At 65.5% G+C, this 25,452-nt stretch carries 23 protein-coding genes and 1 tRNA gene; 10 read left to right on the top strand and 14 right to left on the bottom strand.

The annotated features are described in order from the left end of the window. Window positions 1-161 precede the first annotated feature (161 nt). The gene (locus FGS76_RS05490; RefSeq protein ID WP_138771627.1) at window positions 162-794 is read left to right on the top strand and encodes a lytic transglycosylase domain-containing protein; all 633 of its coding nucleotides are present in this window, start codon (window positions 162-164) and stop codon (window positions 792-794) included. A gap of 5 nt (window positions 795-799) precedes the next feature. Here the strand turns inward: FGS76_RS05490 and FGS76_RS05485 are convergent, their stop codons facing one another. Further along, window positions 800-1,117: a Rieske (2Fe-2S) protein gene (locus FGS76_RS05485; RefSeq protein WP_138771626.1), complete on the bottom strand. Its 318-nt coding sequence runs from the start codon at window positions 1,115-1,117 to the stop codon at window positions 800-802. 194 nt (window positions 1,118-1,311) lie between these two features. Beyond that, on the bottom strand, window positions 1,312-3,684 hold the full coding sequence (ppsA, locus tag FGS76_RS05480; protein ID WP_138771625.1) for a phosphoenolpyruvate synthase: 2,373 nt from the start codon (window positions 3,682-3,684) through the stop codon (window positions 1,312-1,314). Between the two features lie 209 nt (window positions 3,685-3,893). Here ppsA and ppsR point away from each other — a divergent pair, with 209 nt between their 5' ends. After that, on the top strand, window positions 3,894-4,712 hold the full coding sequence (gene ppsR, locus FGS76_RS05475) for a posphoenolpyruvate synthetase regulatory kinase/phosphorylase PpsR (protein ID WP_138771624.1): 819 nt from the start codon (window positions 3,894-3,896) through the stop codon (window positions 4,710-4,712). An 88-nt stretch (window positions 4,713-4,800) separates the two neighbouring features. On the opposite strand, the gene prpD is transcribed toward ppsR, so the two are convergent. The 6 genes from prpD to FGS76_RS05445 all read right to left on the bottom strand — a co-directional run bounded on the left by prpD (window position 4,801) and on the right by FGS76_RS05445 (window position 13,354). Further along, window positions 4,801-6,285 carry a 2-methylcitrate dehydratase gene (gene prpD, locus FGS76_RS05470; RefSeq protein WP_138771623.1) on the bottom strand — a complete coding sequence of 495 codons (1,485 nt, stop codon included), beginning with the start codon at window positions 6,283-6,285 and terminating at the stop codon, window positions 4,801-4,803. A gap of 342 nt (window positions 6,286-6,627) precedes the next feature. After that, window positions 6,628-7,800: a 2-methylaconitate cis-trans isomerase PrpF gene (prpF, locus tag FGS76_RS05465; protein ID WP_138771622.1), complete on the bottom strand. Its 1,173-nt coding sequence runs from the start codon at window positions 7,798-7,800 to the stop codon at window positions 6,628-6,630. A 118-nt stretch (window positions 7,801-7,918) separates the two neighbouring features. Beyond that, window positions 7,919-10,513: a Fe/S-dependent 2-methylisocitrate dehydratase AcnD gene (acnD, locus tag FGS76_RS05460; protein WP_138771621.1), complete on the bottom strand. Its 2,595-nt coding sequence runs from the start codon at window positions 10,511-10,513 to the stop codon at window positions 7,919-7,921. Window positions 10,514-10,633: 120 nt separating this feature from the next. After that, window positions 10,634-11,761: a bifunctional 2-methylcitrate synthase/citrate synthase gene (gene prpC, locus FGS76_RS05455; protein WP_138771620.1), complete on the bottom strand. Its 1,128-nt coding sequence runs from the start codon at window positions 11,759-11,761 to the stop codon at window positions 10,634-10,636. A 28-nt stretch (window positions 11,762-11,789) separates the two neighbouring features. After that, window positions 11,790-12,683, bottom strand: coding sequence for a methylisocitrate lyase (prpB, locus tag FGS76_RS05450; protein WP_138771619.1), 894 nt, complete (start codon window positions 12,681-12,683; stop codon window positions 11,790-11,792). Then, window positions 12,680-13,354, bottom strand: coding sequence for a GntR family transcriptional regulator (locus FGS76_RS05445; protein ID WP_138771618.1), 675 nt, complete (start codon window positions 13,352-13,354; stop codon window positions 12,680-12,682). Before FGS76_RS05445 ends, prpB begins: the two co-directional genes overlap by 4 nt. A gap of 193 nt (window positions 13,355-13,547) precedes the next feature. On the opposite strand from FGS76_RS05445, the gene FGS76_RS05440 reads away from it, so the two are divergent. Further along, window positions 13,548-14,720, top strand: a complete 1,173-nt coding sequence (locus FGS76_RS05440) for an anthranilate synthase component I family protein (protein WP_240692431.1) — start codon at window positions 13,548-13,550, stop codon at window positions 14,718-14,720. 96 nt (window positions 14,721-14,816) lie between these two features. On the opposite strand, the gene thrH is transcribed toward FGS76_RS05440, so the two are convergent. From thrH to FGS76_RS05425, 3 genes are all read right to left on the bottom strand, one after another. Then, window positions 14,817-15,434 (bottom strand): bifunctional phosphoserine phosphatase/homoserine phosphotransferase ThrH, encoded by a 618-nt coding sequence (gene thrH, locus FGS76_RS05435; RefSeq protein ID WP_138771617.1) that lies wholly within the window; start codon window positions 15,432-15,434, stop codon window positions 14,817-14,819. Window positions 15,435-15,535: 101 nt separating this feature from the next. Next, window positions 15,536-16,510 (bottom strand): HTH-type transcriptional regulator CysB, encoded by a 975-nt coding sequence (gene cysB / locus FGS76_RS05430; RefSeq protein ID WP_138771616.1) that lies wholly within the window; start codon window positions 16,508-16,510, stop codon window positions 15,536-15,538. Between the two features lie 149 nt (window positions 16,511-16,659). After that, on the bottom strand, window positions 16,660-17,574 hold the full coding sequence (locus tag FGS76_RS05425) for a 5'-nucleotidase (RefSeq protein ID WP_138771615.1): 915 nt from the start codon (window positions 17,572-17,574) through the stop codon (window positions 16,660-16,662). A 215-nt stretch (window positions 17,575-17,789) separates the two neighbouring features. On the opposite strand from FGS76_RS05425, the gene FGS76_RS05420 reads away from it, so the two are divergent. After that, a complete protein-coding gene (locus tag FGS76_RS05420) occupies window positions 17,790-18,449 on the top strand; it encodes a hypothetical protein (protein ID WP_138771614.1) in 660 nt (219 codons plus the stop codon). 94 nt (window positions 18,450-18,543) lie between these two features. Here FGS76_RS05420 and FGS76_RS05415 read toward each other — a convergent pair whose 3' ends face one another. Beyond that, window positions 18,544-19,224: a hypothetical protein gene (locus FGS76_RS05415; protein WP_138771613.1), complete on the bottom strand. Its 681-nt coding sequence runs from the start codon at window positions 19,222-19,224 to the stop codon at window positions 18,544-18,546. Between the two features lie 318 nt (window positions 19,225-19,542). Further along, entirely contained in the window at window positions 19,543-19,995 is a 453-nt protein-coding gene (locus FGS76_RS05410) for a DUF2489 domain-containing protein (RefSeq protein WP_138771612.1), read from the bottom strand. A 124-nt stretch (window positions 19,996-20,119) separates the two neighbouring features. On the opposite strand from FGS76_RS05410, the gene FGS76_RS05405 reads away from it, so the two are divergent. Genes FGS76_RS05405 through mtnC form a run of 5 tightly spaced genes read left to right on the top strand, consistent with a single transcriptional unit; the run spans window position 20,120 to window position 23,478 of the window. After that, entirely contained in the window at window positions 20,120-20,551 is a 432-nt protein-coding gene (locus tag FGS76_RS05405; RefSeq protein ID WP_240692430.1) for a hypothetical protein, read from the top strand. 13 nt (window positions 20,552-20,564) lie between these two features. Then, entirely contained in the window at window positions 20,565-21,602 is a 1,038-nt protein-coding gene (gene mtnA / locus FGS76_RS05400) for an S-methyl-5-thioribose-1-phosphate isomerase (RefSeq protein ID WP_138771611.1), read from the top strand. Beyond that, a complete protein-coding gene (locus FGS76_RS05395; protein ID WP_138771610.1) occupies window positions 21,599-22,228 on the top strand; it encodes a methylthioribulose 1-phosphate dehydratase in 630 nt (209 codons plus the stop codon). Before mtnA ends, FGS76_RS05395 begins: the two co-directional genes overlap by 4 nt. Before the next feature lie 10 nt (window positions 22,229-22,238). Next, window positions 22,239-22,784 carry a 1,2-dihydroxy-3-keto-5-methylthiopentene dioxygenase gene (locus FGS76_RS05390; RefSeq protein ID WP_138771609.1) on the top strand — a complete coding sequence of 182 codons (546 nt, stop codon included), beginning with the start codon at window positions 22,239-22,241 and terminating at the stop codon, window positions 22,782-22,784. A 7-nt stretch (window positions 22,785-22,791) separates the two neighbouring features. Next, window positions 22,792-23,478 carry an acireductone synthase gene (gene mtnC, locus FGS76_RS05385; RefSeq protein WP_138771608.1) on the top strand — a complete coding sequence of 229 codons (687 nt, stop codon included), beginning with the start codon at window positions 22,792-22,794 and terminating at the stop codon, window positions 23,476-23,478. A gap of 4 nt (window positions 23,479-23,482) precedes the next feature. Here the strand turns inward: mtnC and FGS76_RS05380 are convergent, their stop codons facing one another. Beyond that, window positions 23,483-24,595, bottom strand: a complete 1,113-nt coding sequence (locus FGS76_RS05380; RefSeq protein WP_240692429.1) for a methyltransferase — start codon at window positions 24,593-24,595, stop codon at window positions 23,483-23,485. A gap of 141 nt (window positions 24,596-24,736) precedes the next feature. Between FGS76_RS05380 and FGS76_RS05375 the strand changes: the two genes are divergently transcribed. Further along, window positions 24,737-24,813, top strand: a tRNA-Pro gene (locus FGS76_RS05375). The last annotated feature ends 639 nt before the right edge of the window (window positions 24,814-25,452 follow it).

The raw sequence follows: 25,452 nt of genomic DNA, 5'->3' as shown, positions 1-25,452 counted from the left end.
GCAGTAGTGGGTGAAGAGAAGCGCCGCCCCGCCAGCCTCACTTGTAAAAACCCTAAGCCGAAACGCTGAGAACCGGTCGTGGTATCTGATACGACACACCTAGCGGGGGCCCCGGGACTGTGGTATCAAGACGGTTCGGAATCGGGCTGGACCATAACATCATGAAGATCACGGGGGTGATCGGCCTGACGCTGGCACTGGTGCTCGCACTGGGGGTGTCCACGCGCGTCGGGGCCGACAATATCTACAAATACCGGGGGGCCAACGGGGAAATCCTGTTTACCGACCAGCCCCGGGACCGGGTCAGTGCCGATTACACCCTGCTGTCCGTGCGCAAGGGGTGGAGCTACCGGCCGCAGCCCCTGTCCGAGTTCCAGCGCAACCGTTACGACACCCTGATCCTGGCCAATGCGGGCAATTTCGAGGTGGAGCCGGCGCTGGTCAAGGCGGTGATCCACGCCGAATCCCTGTTCGACCGCTACGCGGTGTCCCGGGTGGGCGCCCAGGGTCTGATGCAGCTGATGCCGGGCACCGCCGACTATCTCGAGGTCAGCAACCCCTTCGACGCCGCCGACAATATTCGCGGCGGCACCCGCTTCCTGGCCTATCTGCAGGAGCGCTTCCCCACCCTCGACCAGGTGCTGGCCGCCTACAACGCCGGCGAAGGCAATGTGCGCCGCTACGGCGGCATTCCGCCGTTCCCGGAGACCCGGGCCTACGTGCGCAAGGTGAAGGAACTGCGGCTGCGTTATCAGCTGGAAATGGCCAGTCCGGAGACCGTGGCCAGCCGCTGAGCCGGTCAGTGGCCGCCGGCCGGGTCCAGGGACACCCCCAGCCAGGGACCGTCGAACTCCAACCGATAGTGGCGCAGGCAGAACGCCGGATTGTCCGGGCAACGGCCATTGCGCAGGGAAAACGTCAGGCCGTGGCCGGGACAACGCAGCACCCCGTCGTGCACACTGCCCCGCTCCAGCGGAAAGTCGCCGTGGGGGCAACGCCGCTGCACCAGCCAGCTCTCCCCTTCCTCATGCAACAGCAACAGCTCATGCCGGCCGATGCGCACCGGCAGGCGCAGACCGTCGTAAAGCTCAAGAGTGCGGATCAGACGATGAAACATGGCCGAAAGATAACCCGGCCCGGGAAGGGAGTGAAGCCCCGCCCTCCCACACCCCCTCCCCCTGGTTGTAGGAGCGACTTCAGTCGCGATAAATGACACCAGCACCGATCGCGGCTAAAGCCGCTCCTACCTCATAACCACAAAAAAGCCCGGCGCGAGGCCGGGCTTCTTCGTGGGTCGGTGGACACCGCTGGTCAGTGGCCGTGTTTCTCGGCCAGGTAGAACCAGGTGCCCAGCACCGAATCCGGATTCAGGGACACCGAGTCGATGCCCTGCTCCATCAGCCATTTGGCCAGATCCGGATGGTCGGACGGGCCCTGCCCGCAGATACCCACGTATTTCTTATGGGTGTTGCAGGCGTCGATGGCCATCTTCAGCAGCGCCTTCACCGCCGGGTCCCGCTCATCGAACAGATGACTGATGATGCCCGAATCCCGGTCCAGGCCCAGGGTCAGCTGGGTCAGGTCGTTGGAGCCGATGGAGAAGCCGTCGAAGTGCTTGAGGAACTCGTCCGCCAGCAGCGCGTTGGTGGGCAGCTCGCACATCATGATCACGCGCAGGCCGTTCTCGCCACGCTTGAGGCCGTTCTTGCCCAGCAGATCGATGACCTGCTCCGCCTCGCCGGTGGTGCGCACGAAGGGCACCATGATCTCCACGTTGGTGAAGGCCATTTCATCGCGCACTTTCTTGAGTGCCCGGCATTCCAGCTCGAAGCAGTCGCGGAAGTTTTCGCTGATGTAACGGCTGGCGCCACGGAAGCCGAGCATCGGGTTTTCTTCGTCCGGCTCGTAGAGGCTGCCGCCGATCAGGTTGGCGTACTCGTTGGACTTGAAGTCCGACAGCCGCACGATGACTTTTTCCGGGAAGAAGGCGGCGGCCAGGGTGGAAATCCCCTCCACCAGTTTCTCCACGTAGAAGTCCACCGGATCGTCGTAGCCGGCGATGCGCTTGTCCGCCGCCTGCTGCACGTCACGGGGCAGCTTGTCGTAGTTGAGCAGCGCCTTGGGATGCACGCCGATCATACGGTTGATGATGAACTCCAGACGCGCCAGGCCCACGCCCTGATTGGGCAGGGTGGCGAAATCGAAGGCCCGGTCCGGGTTGCCCACGTTCATCATGATCTTGAACGGCAGCTTGGGCATGGACTCGATGGAATTGCGCTGGATATCGAAGTCCAGTTTGCCTTCGTAGATATTGCCGGTGTCGCCTTCGGCGCAGGACACGGTCACTTCCTGACCGTCCTTGAGCAGCTCGGTGGCATCGCCACAGCCGACGATGGCCGGCACGCCCAGTTCACGGGCGATGATCGCCGCGTGGCAGGTACGCCCGCCCCGGTTGGTGACGATGGCGGCGGCCCGCTTCATCACCGGTTCCCAGTCCGGGTCGGTCATGTCGGTGACCAGCACGTCGCCGGGCTGCACCCGGTCCATTTCCTTGATGCTGCTGACGATGCGTACCGGGCCGGCGCCGATGCGCTGGCCGATGGCGCGGCCTTCCACCAGGACCTTGCCGGTTTGCTTGAGCAGGTAGCGCTCCATCACCGAGGCGTCGGAACGGCTCTTCACCGTTTCCGGGCGGGCCTGCACGATGAACAGCTTGTCGGTGTCGCCGTCCAGCGCCCACTCGATGTCCATCGGCATGCCGTAGTGTTTCTCGATCTCGATGGCCTGACGGGACAGGCTTTCCACCTGGGCGTCGCTGAGGCAGAAACGCTGGCGGTCTTCCCGCGGCACGTCCACGGTCTGTACCGACTTGCCGGCGCTGGCTTCGCTGCCGTACACCATCTTCTGCAGCTTGCTGCCCAGGTTGCGGCGCAGGATCGAAGGCCGCTTGTTGAGCAGGGTTTTCTTGTGAACGTAGAACTCGTCCGGGTTCACCGCGCCCTGCACCACCATCTCGCCGAGACCGTAGGAGGCGGTGATGAACACCACGTCGCGGAAACCGGACTCGGTGTCCAGGGTGAACATGACGCCGGCGGCGCCGGTTTCGGAGCGCACCATCTGCTGCACGCCGGCGGACAGGGCCACCAGCTTGTGATCAAAGCCCTGGTGCACCCGGTAGCTGATGGCGCGGTCGTTGAACAGGGAGGCGAACACCTCCTTGACCGCCACCATCACGTGGTCCAGGCCACGGATGTTGAGGAAGGTTTCCTGCTGGCCCGCGAAAGACGCGTCCGGCAGATCCTCGGCGGTGGCCGAGGAGCGCACCGCCACCGGCAACTCCGCGTTGCCTTCGCCCATCTGTTCGTAGGCGTCACGAATGGCGGCTTCCAGTTCCGGCTGGAACGGGGCGTCCACCACCCATTTACGAATCTTCTCGCCGGTTTCCGCCAGGGCCACCACGTCTTCCACATCCAGCGCGCTCAGGGCGTCGTTGATCCGGGTGGTCAGATCGTTGTGCTCGAGGAAATCGCGGAACGCCTGCGCGGTGGTTGCGAAACCGCCCGGCACTGAAACGCCGGCCGCGGCCAGGTTGCTGATCATCTCGCCAAGGGAGGCATTCTTGCCGCCGACGCGTTCCACGTCGTCCTTGCCCAGATCCTGAAACCAGACTACGTACTCCGCCAAGGGTCGTCTCCTTAAGTGTTGCTGGCCGTGGAACCCGGGAACGGTATTGTGCACCGTGTTTCGGCGGTTCCCGGCTTTACCGGAATGAATCGAGGCGCCATTCTACCCAAAACGACGGCGCTTTGCCCGCCCCTATTGGCGAAACTGTCACGGCGTTTTCTGAACCACGGCACGAGCTCGATCACGTGCCGCCGAGGAGCCCCAAGTCCATGAAAAGAACCGCTTTTTTTGTTTCCGACGGCACCGGCATTACCGCCGAGACCATCGGGCACAGTCTGCTCAGCCAGTTCGGTAGTATAGATTTTGATCAGGTCACCATCCCTTATGTGCAGTCCGACGACCTGGCCCGGCAGGCGGTCAGCCGCATCAATCGGGCCGCGGAAAGCGACGGTCTCACCCCGGTGGTGTTCTCCACCCTGGTGGACGGCCCCCAGCGGCAGATTCTGCATACCTGTAATGGCCGGGTGCTGGATCTGTTCACCGCTTTTCAAAAACCGCTGGAAGACGAACTGGGTGTGTCGGCCAACCACAAGATCGGCCAGAGCCATGCGATCCGCGATCAGCAGGCCTACCGCATCCGCATCAACGCGGTGCATTTCGCCCTCGACAACGACGACGGCGCCCGCACCCGCCACTATGACCAGGCGGACCTGATCCTGGTGGGCGTGTCGCGCTCCGGCAAGACCCCCACCTGCCTGTATCTGGCCCTGCAGTTCGGCCTGTTCACCGCCAACTACCCACTCACCGAGGATGACTTCGACGACCTGCGGCTGCCGGACGCCCTGGCGCCCCATCGCCATAAACTGTTCGGCCTGACCATCAACGCCGACCGGCTCAGCGCCATCCGCAGCGAGCGCAAGGCCGGCAGCCGCTACGCCTCGCCGCGCCAATGCGACATGGAAGTGCGCGCCCTGCAGGCGCTGTACAACAAGTTCAATATTCCCAACCTGGACGCCACCGAACTGTCCATCGAGGAAATCAGCACCCGCATCCTGGCCATGACCGGCCTGCAACGGCGCCTGCAATAGGATCTGTAGGAGCGGCTTCAGCCGCGATAAGGCACGGCCGAACAAGCGTGCCTTTATCGCGGCTAAAGCCGCTCCTACCGCGATTGGATTAAATAACGAACAGATCCATAAACTCATTCACCGGCGTGGCGTTGAGGCGCTCGGCGTCCCGGCACAGGTCGGTGATCGCCGCCACCCGGCCGGCGGGGAAGCGGGTGGCCAGGTTACGCTGGAACTTGTCTTCCAGCACCGGCAAGCCTTCCTCCCGGCGGCGCCGGTGGCCGATGGGGTATTCCACCGCCACCTGGTCGGTGCTGGAGCCGTCTTCGAAGAACACCTGCACGGCGTTGGCGATGGAGCGTTTCTCCGGGTCCAGATAGTCGCGGGTGTATTGCGGGTCCTCGACGATTTCCATGCGCTCGCGCAGCTGATCGATGATCGGGTGCTGCTGGTGGAAGGCGTCCTCGTAATGGTCCGCGTCCAGGGCGCCGAAGATCAGCGGCACCGCGGTCATGTACTGCAGGCAGTGGTCCCGGTCCGCCGGATTGGCCAGGGGCCCCTGCTTGGAGATGATGCGGATCGCCGATTCGTGGGTGGTGATAACGATACGGCTGATCTGGTCGAGCCGGTCCTTGACCCGGGGGTGCAGGGTCACCGCCGCTTCGCAGGCGGTCTGGGCGTGGAATTCCGCCGGGAAGCTCAGTTTGAAAAGAATGTTCTCCATCACATAGGCGCCGTAGTCGCGCTGGAACTTGAAGCGCCGATCCTGCTCCGGCTTGAGCTTCTGATCCTTGTTGGTCTTGGAAAACAGCACGTCGTAGAAGCCCCACTGGGGCGCGCTGAGGGCCCCGGGGATGCCCATCTCGCCGCGCAGGGCGATGTCCGCCAGGCGCACCGCCCGGCTGGTGGCGTCGCCGGCGGCCCAGGATTTACGGGAGCCGGCATTGGGGGCATGGCGGTAGGTGCGCAGGGCCTGGCCATCCACCCAGGCGTGGGACACGGCGGACAGCAATTGCTCCCGGTCGGCGCCCATCATCCTGGCCGCCACCGCCGTGGAGGCCACCTTCACCAGCAGCACATGGTCCAGGCCCACCCGGTTGAAGGAATTTTCCAGCGCCAGCACGCCCTGGATTTCGTGGGCGCGGATCATGGCGTCCAGCACCGCCTTCATGGTCAGCGGCGCCCTGCCCCGGGCCAGATTCTTCTGCGACAGATGATCCGCCACCGCCAGAATCGCGCCCAGATTATCGGAGGGGTGGCCCCATTCCGCCGCCAGCCAGGTGTCGTTGTAGTCCAGCCAGCGCACCATGCAGCCGATGTCCCAGGCCGCCTTCACCGGATCCAGCCGGAACGGCGTGCCCGGCACCCGCGCCCCGTGGGGCACCAGGGTGCCCTCCACCAGCGGGCCCAGATGCTTGCCGCATTCCGGGAACCGCAGCGCCAGCAATCCGCAGCCCAGGGTGTCCATCAGACACAGCCGGGCGGTGTCCCAGGCCACCTCGGATTCAATCGGGTAATCCAGCACATAGTCGACGATGGCCTGAATTTCCGGATCGTAATCCGGCCGCAGGTTCTGATCCACGTTGCCGGTCATGGTGCCTCCTTGACGATGTGATCGGGGTTGGCGGCCTCGCCCCATCGCGACTGAAGTCGCTCCTACAGGTTGGGGGTGCCTTGTAGGAGCGGCTTCAGCCGCGATCCGCGCTACGTTGGAAGCTACAAGCTTCAAGCGTCAAGCTACAAGCTGGTGAGAGGGGCGCTTGCGGGTCCCGCCCAATCGCGACTGAAGTCGCTCCTACGGGTTGGGGGCGCCTTGTAGGAGCGGCTTCAGCCGCGATCCGTAAGCGGCCTCGCCCCATCGCGACTGAAGTCGCTCCTACGGGTTGGGGGCGTCTTGTAGGAGCGGCTTCAGCCGCGATCGGCGTCGCTTGTGGCTTTATGCGCCGGGGACCCGTATCCAGCCTTCCATCAACACCCGGGCGCTGCGGCTCATGGTGGCTTTGGTGACCTGCCAGCGGTCGCCGTCGCGGCGTGCTTCGCCGCCCACCTTGAGGGTACCGGAGGGGTGGCCGAAACGCACCGAGTCCCGTTCGCCGCCACCGGCGGCCTGGTTCACCAGGGTGCCGGGGATGGCGGCGGCGGTGCCGATGGCCACCGCCGCCGTACCCATCATGGCGTGGTGCAGCTTGCCCATGGACAGGGCCCGCACCAGCAGGTCGATATCCCCGGCGGCCACGGTTTTGCCACTGGACGCCAGGTACTCCGCCGGCGGCGCCACGAACGCCACCTTGGGGGTGTGCTGGCGCTGCTCCGCTTCCTCAAGCGATTGGATCAGGCCCATGCGCAGGGCGCCGTGGGCGCGGATGGTCTCGAAGCGGGCCAGGGCCCGGGCGTCCTCGTTGATGTCGCCCTGCAGCTCGGTGCCGGTGTAGCCGATATCCGCCGCGTTGACGAACACGGTGGGAATGCCGGCGTTGATCATGGTCGCCTTGAGGGTGCCGATGCCCGGCACCTCCAGGTCGTCCACCGGGTTGCCGGTGGGGAACAGGGCGCCCTCCCCGTCCGCCGGGTCCAGGAATTCGATCTTCACCTCGGCGGCGGGAAAGGTGACGCCGTCCAGTTCGAAGTCGCCGGTTTCCTGCACTTCACCGTTGGTGATCGGAATGCGGGCGATGATGGTCTTCTCGATATTGGCCTGCCAGATGCGGATTTCCGCCTCGCCGTTATCCGGCACCCGGGCCGGGTCCACCAGGCCGTTGCTGATGGCGAAGGCGCCCACGGCGGCGGTGAGATTGCCGCAGTTGCCGCTCCAGTCGATGAACGGCTTGTCGATGGAGACCTGGCCAAACAGATAGTCCACGTCGTGCCCGGGGCGGGCGCTGGTGGACAGGATCACGGTCTTGCTGGTGCTGGAGGTGGCCCCGCCCATGCCGTCGGTGTGCTTGCCATAGGGGTCCGGGCTGCCGATCACCCGCAGCAGCAGCGCGTCCCGGGCGGCGCCGGGTTCCCGGGCCGCTTCCGGCAGGTCGTCCAGGCGGAAGAACACGCCCTTGCTGGTGCCGCCACGCATGTAGGTGGCGGGGACGCGGATTTGTGGTGCATGACTCATGGTGATTTCTCCAATCTTGTCGCCTGCTGATCGTCTACCCCGTGGGAGCGGCTGGGCGGCACTCCGCTTTAGCCGCGGTCAGGTTATCGCGGCTAAAGCCGCTCCTACAGTGGAGCTCTCAGGCGGCGGTGTCCGCCATGAACTCCTTGGCGAATTTCTGCAGGATGCCACCGGCGGCGTACACCGAGACTTCCTCGGCGGTGTCCAGGCGGCAGATCACCGGCACCCGTTCCACTTCGCCGTCGGCGCGGTGGATCACCAGGGTCAGGGTGGCGCGGGGCGCCGGTTCGCCTTCCACGTCATAGACCTCGGTGCCGTCCAGGCCCAGGGTGTGGCGGGTGGTGCCTTCCTGGAACTGCAGCGGCATCACGCCCATGCCGATCAGGTTGGTGCGGTGGATGCGCTCGAAGCCCTCGGCGACAATCGCTTCCACGCCGGCCAGGGCCACGCCCTTGGCCGCCCAGTCCCGGGATGAACCCTGGCCGTAGTCGGCGCCGGCGATAATGATCAGCGGCTGCTTGCGCTGCATGTAGGTTTCGATGGCCTCCCACATGCGCATCACTTCGCCGTCCGGTTCCACCCGCGCCAGGGAGCCCTGGATCACCTCACCCTTCTCATCCCGCACCATTTCATTGAACAGTTTCGGGTTGGCCAGGGTGGCGCGCTGGGCGGTCAGGTGGTCGCCCCGGTGGGTGGCGTAGGAGTTAAAGTCCTCCTCCGGCAGGCCCATCTTGTGCAGGTAGGCACCGGCGGCGCTGTCCAGCAGGATGGCGTTGGACGGCGACAGGTGGTCGGTGGTGATGTTGTCCGGCAGCAGAGCCAGCGGCCGCATGCCTTTCAGCGCCCGGGCCTCGGCCATGGTGCCTTCCCAGTACGGCGGGCGGCGGATATAGGTGCTCTGCGGGCGCCAGTCGTAAAGCGGGCTGGCGGCGCGTTCTTCCCCGCCCTTCTTCTCGAACATGGGAATGTAGGTGGCGCGGAACTGGTCCGGTTTGACGCTGGCTTTGACGATGGCGTCGATCTCGGCGTCGTCCGGCCAGATGTCCTTGAGCAGGATCGGCTTGCCGTCCGCGTCATGACCGAGCACGTCTTTCTCGATGTCGAAGCGGATGGTGCCGGCGATGGCATAGGCCACCACCAGCGGCGGCGAGGCCAGGAACGCCTGCTTGGCATAGGGATGGATACGGCCGTCGAAGTTGCGGTTGCCGGACAGCACCGCCGTGGCGTACAGGTCCCGGTCGATCACTTCCTGCTGGATGGTCGGATCCAGCGCGCCGCTCATGCCGTTGCAGGTGGTGCAGGCAAAGGCCACCACGTCGAAGCCCAGGCTTTGCAGCTCCGGCAACAGGTTGGCCGCCTCCAGATACATCTTCACGGTCTTCGAGCCCGGCGCCAGGGAGGACTTCACCCAGGGCTTGCGGGTCAGGCCGAGCCGGTTGGCGTTCCGCGCGATTAGCCCGGCGGCGATCATATTGCGCGGGTTGCTGGTGTTGGTGCAGGAGGTGATGGCGGCGATGATCACCGCGCCATCGGGCATTTCGCCCTCTTTCTCTTCCCACTCGCCGGCCACGCCGCGCTGGTGCAGCTCGGACACCGGCAGCAGCGCATGGGGATTGGACGGCCCGGCCAGGTTACGGCCGACGCTGGACAGATCGAAGCTCAGCACCCGCTCGTACTCCGCATCCTTCAGGTGGTCCGCCCACAGGCCGGTTTCCCGGGCGTAGCTTTCCACCAGGGCCACCTGGTCGTCGTCCCGACCGGTCAGCTTCAGGTAATCGATGGTCTGGCCATCGATAAAGAACATGCCGGCGGTGGCACCGTATTCCGGGGTCATGTTGGCGATGGTGGCGCGGTCGCCCACGGACAGGCTGTCGGCGCCCTCGCCGTAGAATTCCAGGTAGGCGCCCACCACCCGCTCGCGGCGCAGGAACTCGGTGATCGCCAGCACCATGTCGGTGCCGGTGATGCCCGGGCGCAGCTTGCCGGTGAGCTCCACGCCGACGATATCCGGCAGGCGCATCATGGACGGATTGCCGAGCATCACGTTCTCGGCTTCCAGGCCACCCACGCCCACCGAGATCACGCCCAGGGCGTCGACCATGGGAGTGTGGCTGTCGGTGCCCACGCAGGTGTCCGGAAACGCCACGCCATCCTTGATCTGCACCACCGGCGACATCTTCTCCAGATTGATCTGGTGCATGATGCCGTTGCCCGGCGGGATCACGTCCACGTTGTCGAAGGCGGTCTTGGTCCAGTTGATGAAGTGGAAGCGGTCCTCGTTGCGCCGCTCCTCCACCGCCCGGTTCTTCTCGAAGGCATCCGCCTCGAAGCCCGGGTGTTCCACCGCCAGGGAGTGATCCACGATCAGTTGGGTGGGCACCACCGGATTGACCTGGGACGGGTCACCGCCCTTCTCGGCGATGGCGTCACGCAGACCGGCCAGGTCCACCAGGGCGGTCTGGCCGAGAATGTCGTGGCACACCACCCGCGCCGGGTACCAGGGAAAATCCAGATCGCGCTTGCGTTCGATCAACTGCCTGAGCGAATCGGTGAGCGCCGCCGGCTCGCAGCGGCGCACCAGCTGCTCGGCGAGAATGCGCGAGGTGTAGGGCAGTTTGGCGTAGGCGCCGGGCTGGATCGCCTCCACCGCCGCGCGGGTGTCGAAGTAATCCAGATCGGTGCCGGGAAGGCGTTTGCGGTATTCGGAGTTCATGGCCTGGGGACTACCTGAGTAATGAATTGCTGAGGTGAGGAGTATCCGTCGGTTTCGCGACTGAAGTCGCTCCTACAAGTCTCCGTAGGAGCGGCTTTAGCCGCGATCAGCCGCGACCGATCAGCCGCGCTCGGCGATGGGCGTTACCTTGCGCAGTTCCGGACCGGTGTATTCGGCGCTGGGACGGATGATGCGGTTGTCCGCGCGCTGTTCGAACACATGGGCGGCCCAGCCGGTCAGCCGGCTCATCACGAAGATCGGCGTGAACAGCTTGGTGGGGATATCCATGAAGTGGTAGGCGGAGGCGTGGAAGAAATCCGCGTTGCAGAACAGTTTCTTCTCGCGCCACATCACTTCCTCACAGCGCACGGAAATGTTGTACAGGTTCTCGCCGTTCACATCCCGGGACAGCTTCTCGGACCAGTGCTTGATGATGGCGTTACGCGGGTCGGACTCGCGGTAGATCGCGTGGCCGAAGCCCATGATCTTTTCCTTCCGTTCGAGCATGCCGAGCATGCCTTTCTCGGCGTCGTCCGGGTCCTTGAAGTTCTCGATCATCTCCATGGCCGCCTCGTTGGCGCCGCCGTGCAGCGGGCCGCGCAGGGAGCCGATGGCACCGGTGATGCAGCTGTGCAGGTCGCTGAGCGTGGAGGCACAGACACGGGCGGTGAAGGTGGAGGCGTTGAACTCGTGCTCCGCGTACAGGATTAGCGAAACGTGCATTACCGCTTCGTGCAGGTCGTTGGGCTTCTCGCCGCGCAGCAGGTGCAGGAAGTGGGCGCCGATGGAATCGTCATCGGTTTCGGTTTCCACGCGCACGCCGTCATGGCTGTAGCGGTACCAGTAGCAGATGATGCTCGGGAACGCCGCCAGCATGCGGTCGGTGGCGTCCTGCTGCTGATCGAAGCTGGTTTCCGTTTCCAGGTTGCCGAGCATGGAGCAGCCGGTGCGCATCACGTCCATGGGGTGGGCGTCCTTGGGAATCCGCTCCAGCACTTCCTTGAGCGCCTGAGGCAGACCACGCAGGCCCTTGAGCTTCTTCTTGTAGGCGTCCAGTTCCGCCTGGGTGGGCAGCGCGCCTTTGAGAATCAGGTGGGCCACTTCCTCGAACTGACAGTTCTCCGCCAGATCCTTGACGTCATAGCCACGGTAAGTGAGGCCGGAGCCACTTTTGCCCACGGTGGAAAGGGCGGTTTTACCGGCCACCTGGCCGCGCAGGCCTGCGCCGTTGGGTTGCTTCTCTGCCATCGTCATCGTCCTCGTATTGACGGGTCCGTTATTCTCCGCGCTGCTTGGCGAAGAGCTCGTCGAGTTTTTGTTCGTAGTCGTGGTAGCCCAGGAAGTCGTACAGTTCCATGCGGGTTTGCATGGTGTCGACCACGTTCTTCTGGGTGCCTTCCTCGCGGATGGTCTGGTACACGCGCAGCGCCGCCTGATTCATGGCGCGGAACGCGGACAGCGGGTACAGAATCATGCCGGCGCCGGCGTCCCGCAGTTCCTCGCGGGTGAACAGCGGCGTGGCGCCGAATTCGGTGATGTTGGCCAGCAGCGGCGTGTCGCCGAGCCCCTCGGAAAACGCCTTGTAGTCCTCAAGGGTGTGCACGGCCTCGGCGAAGATGCCGTCGGCACCGGCTTCCACGCAGGCGCGGGCCCGTTCCACGGCGGCCTCCAGGCCCTCCTTCTGGAACGCATCGGTGCGCGCGATGATAAAGAAATCATCGTCGGTACGAGCGTCGGCGGCGGCCTTGATGCGGTCCACCATTTCCTGCTGGGGCACGATTTCCTTATTAGGGCGGTGGCCGCAACGTTTCTGCGCCACCTGATCCTCCAGGTGCACGGCACCGGCGCCGGCACGGATCATTTCCTTGACGGTGCGGGCGATGTTGAAGGCGCCGCCCCAGCCGGTGTCGATGTCCACCAACAACGGCACCTCGGAAGCGGCGCTGATGCGGCGCACGTCCTCGAGCACGTCGTTCATGGTGGTCATGCCCAGGTCCGGCAGACCGTAGGAGGCATTGGCGACGCCGCCGCCGGACAGGTAGATGGCACGGTAACCCACCTGCTCCGCCATCATGGCGGTGTAGGCATTGATGGTACCCATGATCTGAAGCGGTTGTTCTTCCGCCAGGGCTTGCCGGAAACGGGCGCCGGCGCTGATGGTACGGCTCATTGGGGACTCCTTTGCTGGGCCTCGATGTTTTCCCGTGCCCGACCGATGTGGCGGCGCATCAGGAGTTCAGCCATCTCCGCATCCCGGGCCTCGATGGCCTCGACGATGCGACGGTGTTCGTGCAGGGCTTTCTGCGGCCGGTTGGCCGTGGTGCTGAACTGGTAGCGGTACATCCGCACCAGGTGATACAGCTCGCCGATCAGCATGCGGATCAGCGTCTGATTGTGACTGCCCTGAATGATGCGATAGTGAAAATCCAGGTCGAACTCGCGCTGGAAATAGGCGGTGTCCTCGCGCAGGTCCTGCTGCTGTTCGTGCTGGGCCAGCAACTGATAAAGACCGGCCACCTCGGCGTCGCTCATGCGCTCGCCGGCGAGCCGGGCGGCCTGCCCTTCCAGGGCCTCGCGCACATAATAGATTTCGATCAGCTCATCGAAGCTCAGCGACGCCACCCGGGTGCCCACGTGCACCTCGCGCTCCACCAGCTTGCGGGATTCCAGCCGGCGGATGGCCTCGCGCAGCGGCCCCCGGCTGACCCCATAGCGGCCGGCCAGATCGGTCTCGCTGACCTTGCTGCCCGGGGCGATCACGCCGCGCACGATGTCGTCCTGGAGCCGGGTAAAAACCCGGTCGGCCAGGGTGCGGACGCTGTCATCGGCCAGCTGGTGCATGAAGAGGGCCACCTTTCATTGTCGACAATGGATAGGAATGGCTGGCACTTTACCCCTGAAGGGGAACGCTTTCAATGCATATTGTCGACAATCTCCCGAGGCCGCTTTCCGCTTTTGCCGGTCCCCGGGGCCGGCGCTACACTACGCCCTCCCCGGCGCCCGCCGCCGGTGCTCCAGGCTCCCGGGAACTCGCATGGCCGATACAGATTGCCCTGACACAACCGCCGCCGCCCCCCACCCCGGCACCGCCCGGCACCCGCACCCGCCCCATGTGATCTTCAGCGGCGAACGGGGCCTGATGGCCCTGGGCGCGCCGGCCCGCACCCTGCGGGCCCGGGGCGCGGCGGCGCTGCGCGCCCTGCCCGACCGGCTGGAGCAGGCACTGGCGGACGACTGCGTGTTCGCCTGCGGGCTGATTCCCTACGACGCCGGCCTGGCGCTGCACGGCCTGGCGGACAACGACGCCGAGGCGGTGGTGCATCTGTTCCGCGCCCCGCCGCGCCCCCACCGGCCGGCGGCGCCCGCCCCCTTCTCCCTGACCGCGCCGTTCCAACCGCAACAGGACGCCCACCAGTACCGGCGGGCGCTGTGCCGAATCCGTGACTATCTGAGTGCCGGCGACTGCTATCAGGTGAACTACGCGCAACGTTTCCAGGCGCGCTGGCGGGGCTGCCCGCTGGCCGCCTTCGAACGGCTGCTGGCCGCCCACCCGGCGCCGCACGCCGGTTATTTCCGCGATCGGGACGAGGCGGTGTTCGGGGTGTCGCCGGAGCGTTTCCTGAGCATCCGCGACGGCGTGGTACGCACCGAGCCGATCAAGGGCTCACGGCCCCGGGGCGCCAATGACGAGGAAGACCGGGCCCTGGGCGAAGCGCTGCGCCGCCACCCCAAGGACCGGGCCGAGAATCTGATGATCGTGGATCTGCTGCGCAATGACCTGGGCGAATTCTGCGAGGCCGGCTCGATCCACGTGGACCCGCTGTTCGAACTGCGGCGGTTCAGCAACGTGCAGCATCTGGTGTCCACCATCTCCGGCACCCTGCGCCCGGGGGTGGCACCCCTGGCCGCCCTGCTCAGCGCCTTTCCCGGCGGCAGCATCACCGGCGCGCCCAAGAAAAGAGCCATGGAAATCATTCAGGAACTGGAGCCGCACCCACGGGGGGCCTACTGCGGCAGCCTGTTCTGGCAGGACCGGAACGGCCACTTCGACAGCAATATTCTGATCCGCACCCTGCAGACCGACGGCGACGCCCTCTACTGCCACGGCGGCGGCGGCATCGTCTACGACTCCAAGCCGGAGGAGGAATACGAGGAAAGCTGGTTCAAGGTGCGCAAGCTGATGGAAGCGCTGGGCACCACACCGTAGGAGCGGCTTCAGCCGCGATCAACGTGGGCGCTGATCGCGGATCGCGGCTGAAGCGGAACGCCGCCCGGCCGCTCCTACAAATAACAGGGGGGGGGGTTATAGGGGCAGGTCGCGCTGGCTGGCCTTGATGATCTCTTTCTTCAGGTCTTGGTAGCTGTGCACCGCCGGGAATTGCGGGAATTCGCGGATCACATTGTCCGGCGCGTGGAACAGGATGCCCTGGTTCGCCTCGCTGAGCATGGTGGTGTCGTTGTAGGAGTCACCGGCGGCGATGATGCGGTAGTTCAGGGTGTGCAGCGCTTTCACCGAGGCCCGCTTGGGGTCTTTCTGGCGCAGGATGTAGTCGGTGATGCGGCCGTTGTCGTCCACCGCCAGACGGTGGCAGAACAGGGTCGGCGATCCGAGCTTGCGCATCAGCGGACGGGCGAACTCATAGAAGGTGTCCGACAGAATGATCAGCTGGAAATGCTCCCGGGCCCATTCCACGAACTCCACCGCCCCGTCCAGGGGTTCCAGGGTGTCGATCACCTTCTGGATGTCCGGCAGGCCGTAGCCGTGCTGGTCGAGGATGCCGAGCCGCATTTTCATCAGCTCATCGTAGTCCGGGATATCCCGGGTGGTGGCGCGCAGTTCGTCGATGCCGGTGCGCTCGGCGAAGTTGATCCAGATTTCCGGAATCAGCACCCCTTCCAGGTCCAGACAAAGCAATTCCACGGTGATCCCCTTAATCGGTAAAAGTGCACGGTAAAAAAGGCGCGCACAATGTAGCGGCGCCCCGCCGGCTTTGCAACGGCGCCCCGCCGGGCGCCGGGCGCTCAGCGGCTGGGCAGTTCCAGGTCGGCGAACAGGGCTTCCCGTTCCTCGCGGCTGCCCGCCTGCACCGCCGCGTCGATGCGCTCACGGGTCAGGTGCGGCGCGAAGGTCTGCAGGAACTCGTACATAAAGCCGCGCAGGAAGGTGCCCTTGCGGAAGCCGATGCGGGTGGTGCTGGGCTCGAACAGGTGGCCGGCGTCCAGGTTCACCAGCCCCTTGTCCTGCACCGGGTCCACGGCCATATGGGCGACGATGCCCACGCCCATGCCCAGCTTCACATAGGTCTTGATCACATCCGCGTCGGCGGCGGTGAACACCACCCGGGGCTCCAGCCCTTCCTTGGCGAAGGCGTCGTCCAGCTTGCTGCGGCCGGTGAAGCCGAACACATAGGTGACCAGCGGATACTCGGCCAGGGCCGCCAGGGTCAGCGGCCGGACCCGGGTGAGCGGATGGCCTTCCGGCACCACCACGGTACGGTTCCAACGGTAGCAGGGCATCATCACCAGATCGGAAAACAGCTCCAGGGCCTCGGTGGCGATGGCGAAATCCACGCTGCCGTCGGCGGCCATTTCCGCGATCTGCATGGGCGTGCCCTGGTTCATGTGCAGCGACACGTCCGGAAAACGGCGGGTGAACTGCTGGATCACCGGCGGCAGCGCGTAGCGGGCCTGGGTGTGAGTGGTGGCGATGCTCAGGTCGCCCTTGGTCTCGTCACGGAACTCCTGGGCCACCCGCTTGATCGATTCGGTTTGCTGCAGAATTTCACCGGCGATCCGCAGGATCGCCTCGCCGGCGGGGGTAATGTGGGTCAGATGTTTGCCGCTGCGGGCGAACACCTCCACGCCCAGCTCGTCCTCGAGCATGCGGATCTGCTTGCTGATGCCCGGTTGGGAGGTGTACAGAGCCTGAGCCGTGGCGGAGACATTGAGATCGTGGCGCGCCACTTCCCAAATATAGCGGAGTTGTTGCAGCTTCATTAACGCTCCTTGCCGGAAACGCCCCGCCCGCGGGGTCGCCAAGGGTTCCGGGCCCGGGCTTGGTTATAAAAATGCGGGCGATTATGCGTTCCAAGCATAGTAGGACGTGAAGAAGCTGGCAATGCCGGGGCGGCCCGCCGGCCGCCGGATTATTCGGATTCGGGACGTGGGTTGGAAATTCCGTGGGGCACATGGCCGGCGGCCACATGGGGGCTGGCCGATTCGCAGTGGCCCTGCTGGTCGTCGAAGAACACATCGGCGCCGAAGGCGCGCAGAAATTCCCCTTTCGGCAGGCCGCCCAGGAACAGGCTCTCGTCGATACGAATGCCCCAGCTGCGCAGGGTACGCACCACCCGCTCGTGGGCCGGCGCCGAGCGCGCCGTCACCAGTGCCGTGCGGATCGGACAGTGCTGCGGCGAGAACTCCCGCTGAATCTGGTGCAGGGCCTCCAGGAACCCCCGGAAGGGGCCGTCGCTGAGCGGCTGGCGGGCGGCGCTTTTCTCGTTGGCGGCGAACGCCTCAAGGCCATCGCTCTGGAACACCTGCTCGGACTCGTCGGAAAACAGCACCGCGTCACCGTCGAAGGCGATGCGCAGGGTCGGGTCCTTCGGGTCCATTTTGCCCCGCGACAAAATGGTGGCGGCGGCGAAGCCCGCCTCCAGCACCTGACGCACATCCTCCGCGTCGGTGGACAGGAACACATGGGCGCCAAAGGCCGGCACATAGCGGTGCGGGCTCTGGCCGCCGGCGAAGGCGGCGCGGGTGATCGGCAGGCCGTAATGCTCGATGGAATTGAACACCCGCAGGCCGGTGTCGGAACTGTTGCGCGACAGCAGGATCACTTCCACCCGGCCACGGCCCTCCTCCATCTCATTGATGGCGAGCAGCTTCTTGACCAGGGCGAAGGCGTCGCCGGGGGCCAGCACGTCGTCCTCGTGGGCGACCTGATAATCCTGAAAGGCATCCAGCCCTTCCCGCTCGAACACCTGGTGGCTGTCGCTGAGATCGAACAGCGCCCGGGAGCTGATCGCCACCACCAACTTGCCATCGAAGGAAACCGGCATAATCGATCCGTCCGTTGATGAGGCGCCCAGTATCCCCATTCATCCGGCAAACCACAATTGAACGGCGGCGGCCCGGTTACACGATTGCATCATAAAGCCGGCAATCGCCGGCGCGACGGCGGTTGTCCAGGGCAAAAATGTGACATACAGTTTCAAGCGGATCGGTAGTCTGGAGATCCGCACCGCCAAACACTCTAGGGGAAAGGGAGTCATCCATGGCCGCTAACAAGGTAAGAGACCGTCTCGACGAACTGCAGGGTCAGATTCGTAAGCTCGCCGAGCGCTTTGATCAGGAAAGAGACAAGCAGATCGCGCAGCTGGAAAGTCAGCTGGACAAGGCCCGCAAGCGGGTCAACGATGAAATGCAGCGCCGTCGGGAGCGCCTCAACCGCTTGGAAAAACTGCAGGCGGAGTACCGGGAAAAAGCCACCTCCTCGGTGCAACGGCAGGTGGATCGGGCTCGCAAGGCGGTGGATGACGCCCGTCAGCGGGTGGATGACTCGGAAGCCCGCAAACGCTTCCTGGAAACCGAGGTGCGGGTGCTCAAGGCCACCGCCAAGCAGGCCAACAGCCTGGCCAAGGTGATCAACCAGTACCAGAAGGATCTGGAAAAGCGGGCCCGCGACATCGAGAAGAAGGTAGCGCCGAAGAAAGCCGCCGCCAAGAAGTCCACCAGCAAGAAGGCTCCGGCCAAAAAAGCGGCCGCCAAGAAAGCCGCCAGCAAGAAAGCGGCCACCAAGAAGAGCCCGGCCAAGAAGTCCGCCAGCAAAAAGGCACCGGCCAAAAAGACCGCCGCGCGCAAGAGCGCTCCGAAAAAGGCGGCGGCCTCTTCCTCCAGCACCCCCACCCCGTCCTCGGACTCCGGCTCCAACTGAACCGGTTTGCCGGGTCGCCGCAACGAAGAAGGGCCGCTTTAAAGCGGCCCTTCTTCGTTATGGAGGGGCATTATGGAACGGCGTTACCGTGCGATCAGGCGGCGGTACGCGGGTCCAGCAGCAGGGATTCGAAATACGCCACCACCGGCTTGCGGTGTTCCCGGTCCATGGCCGGAATGCCCTTTTCCACGGACGACGCGGAGGCTTTCTTGATGGTGGCGCGGGCGCCGGACACCAGGCCCCGGTTAATGCGCCCCAGTTCCAGGTTGCCCACGGTCTTGTCCAGGTAGGCCTCGATGGCGCCGGCGCTGATGCCGTCCATCACCTCCACCAGATGCCGCATTTCACCCTGGCCGTCGGCGAATTCCTGGAACACCAGGCTGGCCCGTTCCGCCAGGGACGGGGACAGCGGGTAGCCCACGAACACCTGACCGTCCTTCTCCAGACGCAGGGCTGAGAAGTGGGCGGCCAGTGCCTGCTGCTCCGGAACGCTGGTCTTGCGCATCAGACGGCCGGCCAGGCCGTGGGCGGCCTTGTTGATCACCTTCATGGCACCGAGGATCACGTTCACCGCCGGGCCCTTGGCGTTGACCGCGTCGATGGGCCCGGTGAAATAGGTGTGCAGCACCTCATCCAGGAACGGGTCCATGATCGCGTCCAGACGGTCGGCGTGGTTACGCTCCGGCTCCTCGGCGGTGGCTTGCAGAAAGGCGTCGATGCGGTCGCGTAGCGTGTCGGAGGCCGGAAAGGCCACATACAGGGAGGTTTGGCTCATAATTCTGAGTCGGCTTCACTGCGAAAACGGAGGCGCGATGATACTGCAAGGTCGCCCTCGCCTCGCCGCTTTCGAGACTGGCCGGCGCGTCTGTAGAGCCAGTGCGCGGATCGGGCTTATCGCGGCTGAAGCCGCTCCTACAGTTCGGTGGGTGGATCGCGGCTAAAGCCGCTCCTACAGTTCGGGGGATGGATCGCGGCTGAAGCCGCTCCTACATTCGCCCTGTAGGAGCGGCTTTAGCCGCGATACCCACGATGGACCAAAGCATTGTAGGAGCGGCTTCAGCCGCGATCAGCCCCGAGACAACCCCAACCGCGATCAGCCCGACAACCGGGCCCGCCATTGCCCGAGCACCTCCTGCAGGCGCCCGGCGGCGGCCAGCACCGCCGGGTTCTGTTGCGCTTCCAATTCCAGCCGGGCCAGATCCTGGCGGTTGCGCTCCGCCGGTGTCAGCCGTTGCCGGGCTTCGCCCCGGTCGAAGTCGTCGCAGGCTTCGGCGAGCTGGTGGATCGCCGCCAGGTCCACCTTCGGCGCCACGTCCGCCGGCAGGCAGTCGAGCAGCACCGCCATGCGAATGCTGGCCTCGCTGCTCTCCACCTGCCCCTGCAGCAGGGCGCGGCTGAGCACCTCCAGGCTGTTCATCACCTCATGGTGCCGGGCGGCCACCCGCGCCCGCTCCTGCCGGCGGGCCATCCAGCGCCACACCAGAGCCCCGAGCACGGCGCCGATGGCCAGGCCCGCCAGGACCGCGAGAATCAGTTTCCAAATCATGGGGTCTCTCCCTGCCGTGGAGCGATTGAATTGCCGCTTCAGTAGCGCCATTGTACCGGACAAGCGAGCATCCCGCGGAGCGGGTGCGAAAGACGCGGCGTTGGCCGCGATTTGGAGGCAATGTTTGAATTTCCAATGGCCGACCACCCTGGTGCCACTGATCGATGCCATGGAACCCTGGTTGCCGGCCCTGACCGCCATCGGCGTGGTCATGGCCCTGGCGTCGATGTTGGCGATTCCCTGGCTGGTGGTGCGCATGCCGGTGGACTACTTCAACCAGCCGGAACGCCCGGTCCATTACCGGGACCCGCTGGCCTGGGGCCTGTGGGTGATCCGCAATGCCCTGGCCCTGGTTCTGCTGGTGGCCGGGCTGCTGATGCTGGTGCTGCCCGGCCAGGGCATTCTCACCATCGTGATGGCCCTGATGGTCAGCACCTTCCCGGGGAAATACCGGATCGAACGCGCTATCATGCGCCGCCCCGGCGTACTGCGATCGGTGAACTGGATCCGTCGCCGCTACCGCAAGCCGGCGCTCAACCAGCCCCGCGACATTTAAGTAAGGGACCCGAATGCCCATTGAAAGCCCCGCCATTCACTGGCTCGACGATCACCTGCTGCTGCTCGACCAGCGCCGCCTGCCCGCCCACACGGAATGGCTGGATGTGCGCGATGCCGCCGGCGCCGCCGAGGCGATCCGCCAGATGGCGGTGCGCGGGGCCCCGGCCATCGGCATCACCGCCGCCTACGGCCTGGCCCTGGAAGCGCTGCGGCTGGGGCCCGGCGCCAGCGCCGCGCGCCTGAAGCCGGCCCTGGAAGTGCTGGCCGCCAGCCGGCCCACGGCGGTGAATCTGTTCTGGGCCCTGGAGCGGCTGCGCGGCCGTTTTGACGGCGAGCCCGGCGAAGCCCTGGGCAAACGGCTGGTGCGCGAGGCGGAAAATATTCACCGGGAGGATCAGGCCGCCAACCAGCGGCTCGGCGAACTGGGCGCCGCCCTGCTGCCGCCCCATGCCTCCCTTTATACCCATTGCAACACCGGCGCCCTGGCCACCGGCGGCCACGGTACCGCCCTGGGCATCGTGCGCTCGGCCTGGCGCAACGGCCATTTGAAAACCGTGTACGCCGGCGAGACCCGCCCCTGGCTGCAAGGCGCCCGCCTGACCGCCTGGGAACTGATGCAGGAAAACATTCCGGTGACCCTGGTGGCGGACAGCGCCGCCGGCCTGTTGATGGCCCGGGGGCGCATCGACGCGGTGGTGGTGGGCGCCGACCGGATCGCCGCCAACGGCGACACCGCCAACAAGATCGGCACCTACAATCTGGCGGTGCTGGCGCGCCATCACCGCCTGCCGTTTATCGTGGCGGCGCCGGATTCCACCCTGGACCCGGCCATGGAGAACGGCGCCGGCATCGTTATCGAGGAACGGGACGGCGACGAGGTGCGGCGGGTGGGCGGCACCCTGATGGCACCGGACGGCTGCCCGGTCTACAACCCGGCCTTCGATGTGACGCCGGCGGAACTGATCACCGCCATCGTCACCGAGAGCGGCGTCATCCACGACCCGGACCGGGACGCCCTGGCCGACCATTTCGCGCGGAGACCGTCATGACCGAACGCCCCTACTCCACCAGCGCCTACCGGGAAGCGGCCCGTACCCTGGCCGCCACCGGACAACGGCTTTATCAACACGGCTGGTCGCCGGCCACCAGCAGCAACTATTCCCTGCGCCTGAACGCCGACCATGCCGCCATCACCCGTTCCGGCCGCGACAAAGGGCTGTTGCAGGAAACCGACATCATGGTGGTGGACCTGGACGGGCGCCCGGTGGGCGACGGCAAACCGTCGGCGGAGACCCTGCTGCACACCGGCCTGTACCGCCGCGACCCGGCCATCGACGCGGTGCTGCACACCCACAGCCATGCCGCCACGGTGCTGACCATGCATTGGCCGGCCAACACCGTCACCCTGGAGGGCTACGAGCTGCTCAAGGCCCTGGACGGTATTCAAACCCACGACACCCGGCTTACCATTCCGGTGTTCGACAACACCCAGGATATCGCCGCCCTGGCCGAAGACGTGGAGCGGCAACTGGAGGCCGGGCATCTGACCCACGCCTATCTGATTCGCGGCCACGGTCTGTACACCTGGGCGGCGGACATGCCCGCCTGCTACCGGCAGATCGAGGCACTGGAGACGTTACTGGCGGTGGAACTGGACCGCCGCCGGCTGGCATAAGGACCCGACAATGAGCAATCTGAAAATTTACCGCGATGGCCACCCGGAAAGCCCGGAGATGATCGTCAACGACAAGCAGGCCATGGCCGAGGAACTGAACAAGGTGGGCGTGCGCTACGAACAATGGTCCGCCGAGGCGGAGCTGGCCGACCAGCCCACCCAGGAACAGGTGATCGAAGCCTACAAGGAAGACATCCAGCGGCTGATGCGCGAGGAAGGCTACCAGACCGTGGACGTGGTCAGCATGACCCCGGACCATCCGCAGAAGGAAGCCGCCCGGGGCAAGTTCCTGGACGAGCACCGCCACGGCGAGGACGAAGTGCGCTTCTTCGTGGACGGCCAGGGGCTGTTCACCCTGCACATCGGCGAGCGGGTTTACGAGGTGCTGTGCAGCAAGGGCGACCTGATTTCAGTGCCGGCCAACACCCCGCACTGGTTCGACATGGGGCCCAACCCGCGCTTCACCGCCATCCGTCTGTTCAACAACCCGGACGGCTGGGTCGCCAACTTCACCGGCGATGACATCGCCCTGCGTTTCAACCGCCTGGAAAACTGACGCCACCATGACCGTCAAAGCGATTGTCACCGATATCGAAGGCACCACCAGCAGCATCGCCTTCGTAAAGGACGTGCTGTTCCCCTACGCCCACCGGGAAATGGAAGCGTTTCTGGAGCGGCACTGGCGGGAGCCGGCGGTGGCGGCGGCGGTGGGCGCCGCCGCCGATCAAGCCGGCCAGGCCCTGGACACCCCGGCGGAAGCGGCCCGGGTGCTGCGCCGCTGGATCGACGAAGACCGCAAGATCACGCCACTGAAAACCCTTCAGGGGCTGATCTGGCGGGCCGGCTATGAACGGGGCGATTACCGCGCCCACCTCTACCCGGACACCGCCGGCCGGCTGCGCCACTGGCACGACGCCGGGCTGGCCCTGTACGTCTATTCCTCCGGCTCGGTGGCCGCCCAGAAGCTGTTCTTCGGCTACTCCGAGGCCGGCGATCTGACGCCCCTGTTCAGCGGCTTTTTCGACACCACCACCGGCGGCAAGAAAGAGGCGGACAGCTACCGCGCCATTCAGGCGGCCATCGGCGAGCCCGCCGACGCCATCCTGTTTCTTTCCGACGTGGAAGCGGAACTGGACGCCGCCCGCGCCGCCGGCCTGCGCACCATCCTGCTGGACCGGCTCGGCACGGTTACCGACAGCGCCCACCCGGTGGTGCCCTCGTTCGAGCAGATCGATCCGCTGAGCCCGTGAGGGCTCAGCCGTTCACGCACCGGTAGATCCGGAACTTCTCGTTCTCCGCCAATACCTCCGCCTGGCCGAACAGCTTGGCCAGCGGCCGCCAGTATGGCAGGTGCCGGTTGGCCACCACCCGCAGCTCGCCGCCGGGCCGCAGATGCCGGTGGGCATGGCGGAACAGGGTGCGGGCCACCCGGTCGTCCACCGCATGGCCCCGGTGGAACGGCGGGTTGAGCAGCACCTGATCAAAGGGTTGGTCCACGCCGTCCAGGCCATGGCCGAGATGAAATTCATGGCCGTGATCCGCGCCGAACAGGGCCTCCGCGTTGTGCCGGGCGCTGTCCACCGCCAGCCAGGACACATCGCAGAACGTGACCCGGGCCTCCGGGTTGTCCGCCGCCAGGCTCAGCCCCAGCACCCCGTTGCCGCAGCCCAGATCCGCCACCCGACCGGTGACACCGCTGGGCAGATGGCCGAGCAGGAAGCGCGCGCCGATATCCAGATGGCGGCGGCCGAACACCCCGGGCCCGGCGCTCAGGGTCCAGTCCCGACCCGGCAGCGACAGGGATACCGGCTCCGGCACCGGCGCCAGCGCCTCGCCCGGGGCCGTGGCGCGGAACACCCGCGCCTTCTTCCAGCCCAGTCCGGCCTTGGTCTCGCCCAGGTAGCGGCTCATCAGCGGCACCAGTTGCGCCGGCAGGTGCTTATCCATGCCGGCGGCCAGCACCGGCGTGCCGGCGGGCAGCCACTCGGCCAGCCAGGCCAGTTGCGCTTCCAGCAGGGACAGGCTCTTGGGCAGCCGCAGCAGCACCTGATCCGGCGATTCCGGCGGCGTCCGCCAGGGCCACAGCCAGTGCGCGGTGTCCAGTGGCCGTTGATTGTCCTCGCCGTTGGCCAGGGCGGCGCGCCGGGCCACCCAGTCATCGCCGGCGCTCCAGGTCGGGCCGCGCTGGCCGGCGCCCAGCCACAGGGCGCCGCATTGATCGTTGACCACCAGGGTGGCGGGCCCCTGCCCTTCCTGTTCCAGCAGTCGCAGCAGATAGTGGTCGGCGCCGTCGAACGCCTGCAGGGTGTCGCCGCGCTGACGGGGCCAGCGCCGCAGCACCAGTTCTCCAAAGCGGGTTTCGGGCATGGCGGGGGTTCTCCGGGGCGTCGAGGGGGCCGGCATTGTGCCCGTCGAGGCGCAATCTGGCCAGAATATCGGCAGTTGATTCATGGTGGGGTTTAAAACGGTGGCATTCTGAAATTTCGCTGCTAGAATACGCCGCACATTCGGAGTATAGCTCAGCCTGGTAGAGCACTACGTTCGGGACGTAGGGGTCGCAGGTTCGAATCCTGCTACTCCGACCAAATTAAAAAGCCGGCCCTCGCAAGAAGGCCGGCTTTTTTTTGTTTATCGTTTTTTGCGGGAAATTTCCCTCCAGCCGGGGCGCCGTCCAACCCTGGATGAAGCCTGTAGGAGCGACTTCAGTCGCGATCAACGGCGGTGGCATCACTACCCGATCGCGACTGAAGTCGCTCCTACAGAAGGCGCCCCGCCTGTATCTGGGGGCTACCTTTCGAACGTCCTGTTCTCAACTTGAGTCGCTTGGCGGTGATCCTCCACGCCACAGCTCCATCCAACCCTGGATGGAGCCTGTAGGAGCGACTTCAGTCGCGATCAACGGCGGTAGGACACTACCCGATCGCGACTGAAGTCGCTCCTACAAAAGACGCCCCGCCTGTATGTCCCTGGGGGCTACCTTTCGAACGTCCTGTTCTCAACTTGAGCCGCTTAGCGGTGATCCTCTACGCCACGTATTCATCCAACCCTGGATGGAGGCGGTAGGAGCGACTTCAGTCGCGATCAACGGCGGGGGGGCACCACCCCATCGCGGCTGAAGGCGCCCCCACAGTCGCCTCTACAGAAAACGGCCCCCGGGCTTTGAAGGGGGAGAACACCGGGGGGGGGGGTTTCTTGGCGGGTTTTTGGGGGGCGGGCGGGGGTTT

The sequence above is a fragment of the Alloalcanivorax gelatiniphagus genome, from assembly GCF_005938655.1.
GTDB lineage: Bacteria > Pseudomonadota > Gammaproteobacteria > Pseudomonadales > Alcanivoracaceae > Alloalcanivorax > Alloalcanivorax gelatiniphagus.
Note: the sequence above shows the minus strand (reverse complement) of the source record. Positions and strands in the feature narration are given on the sequence as shown.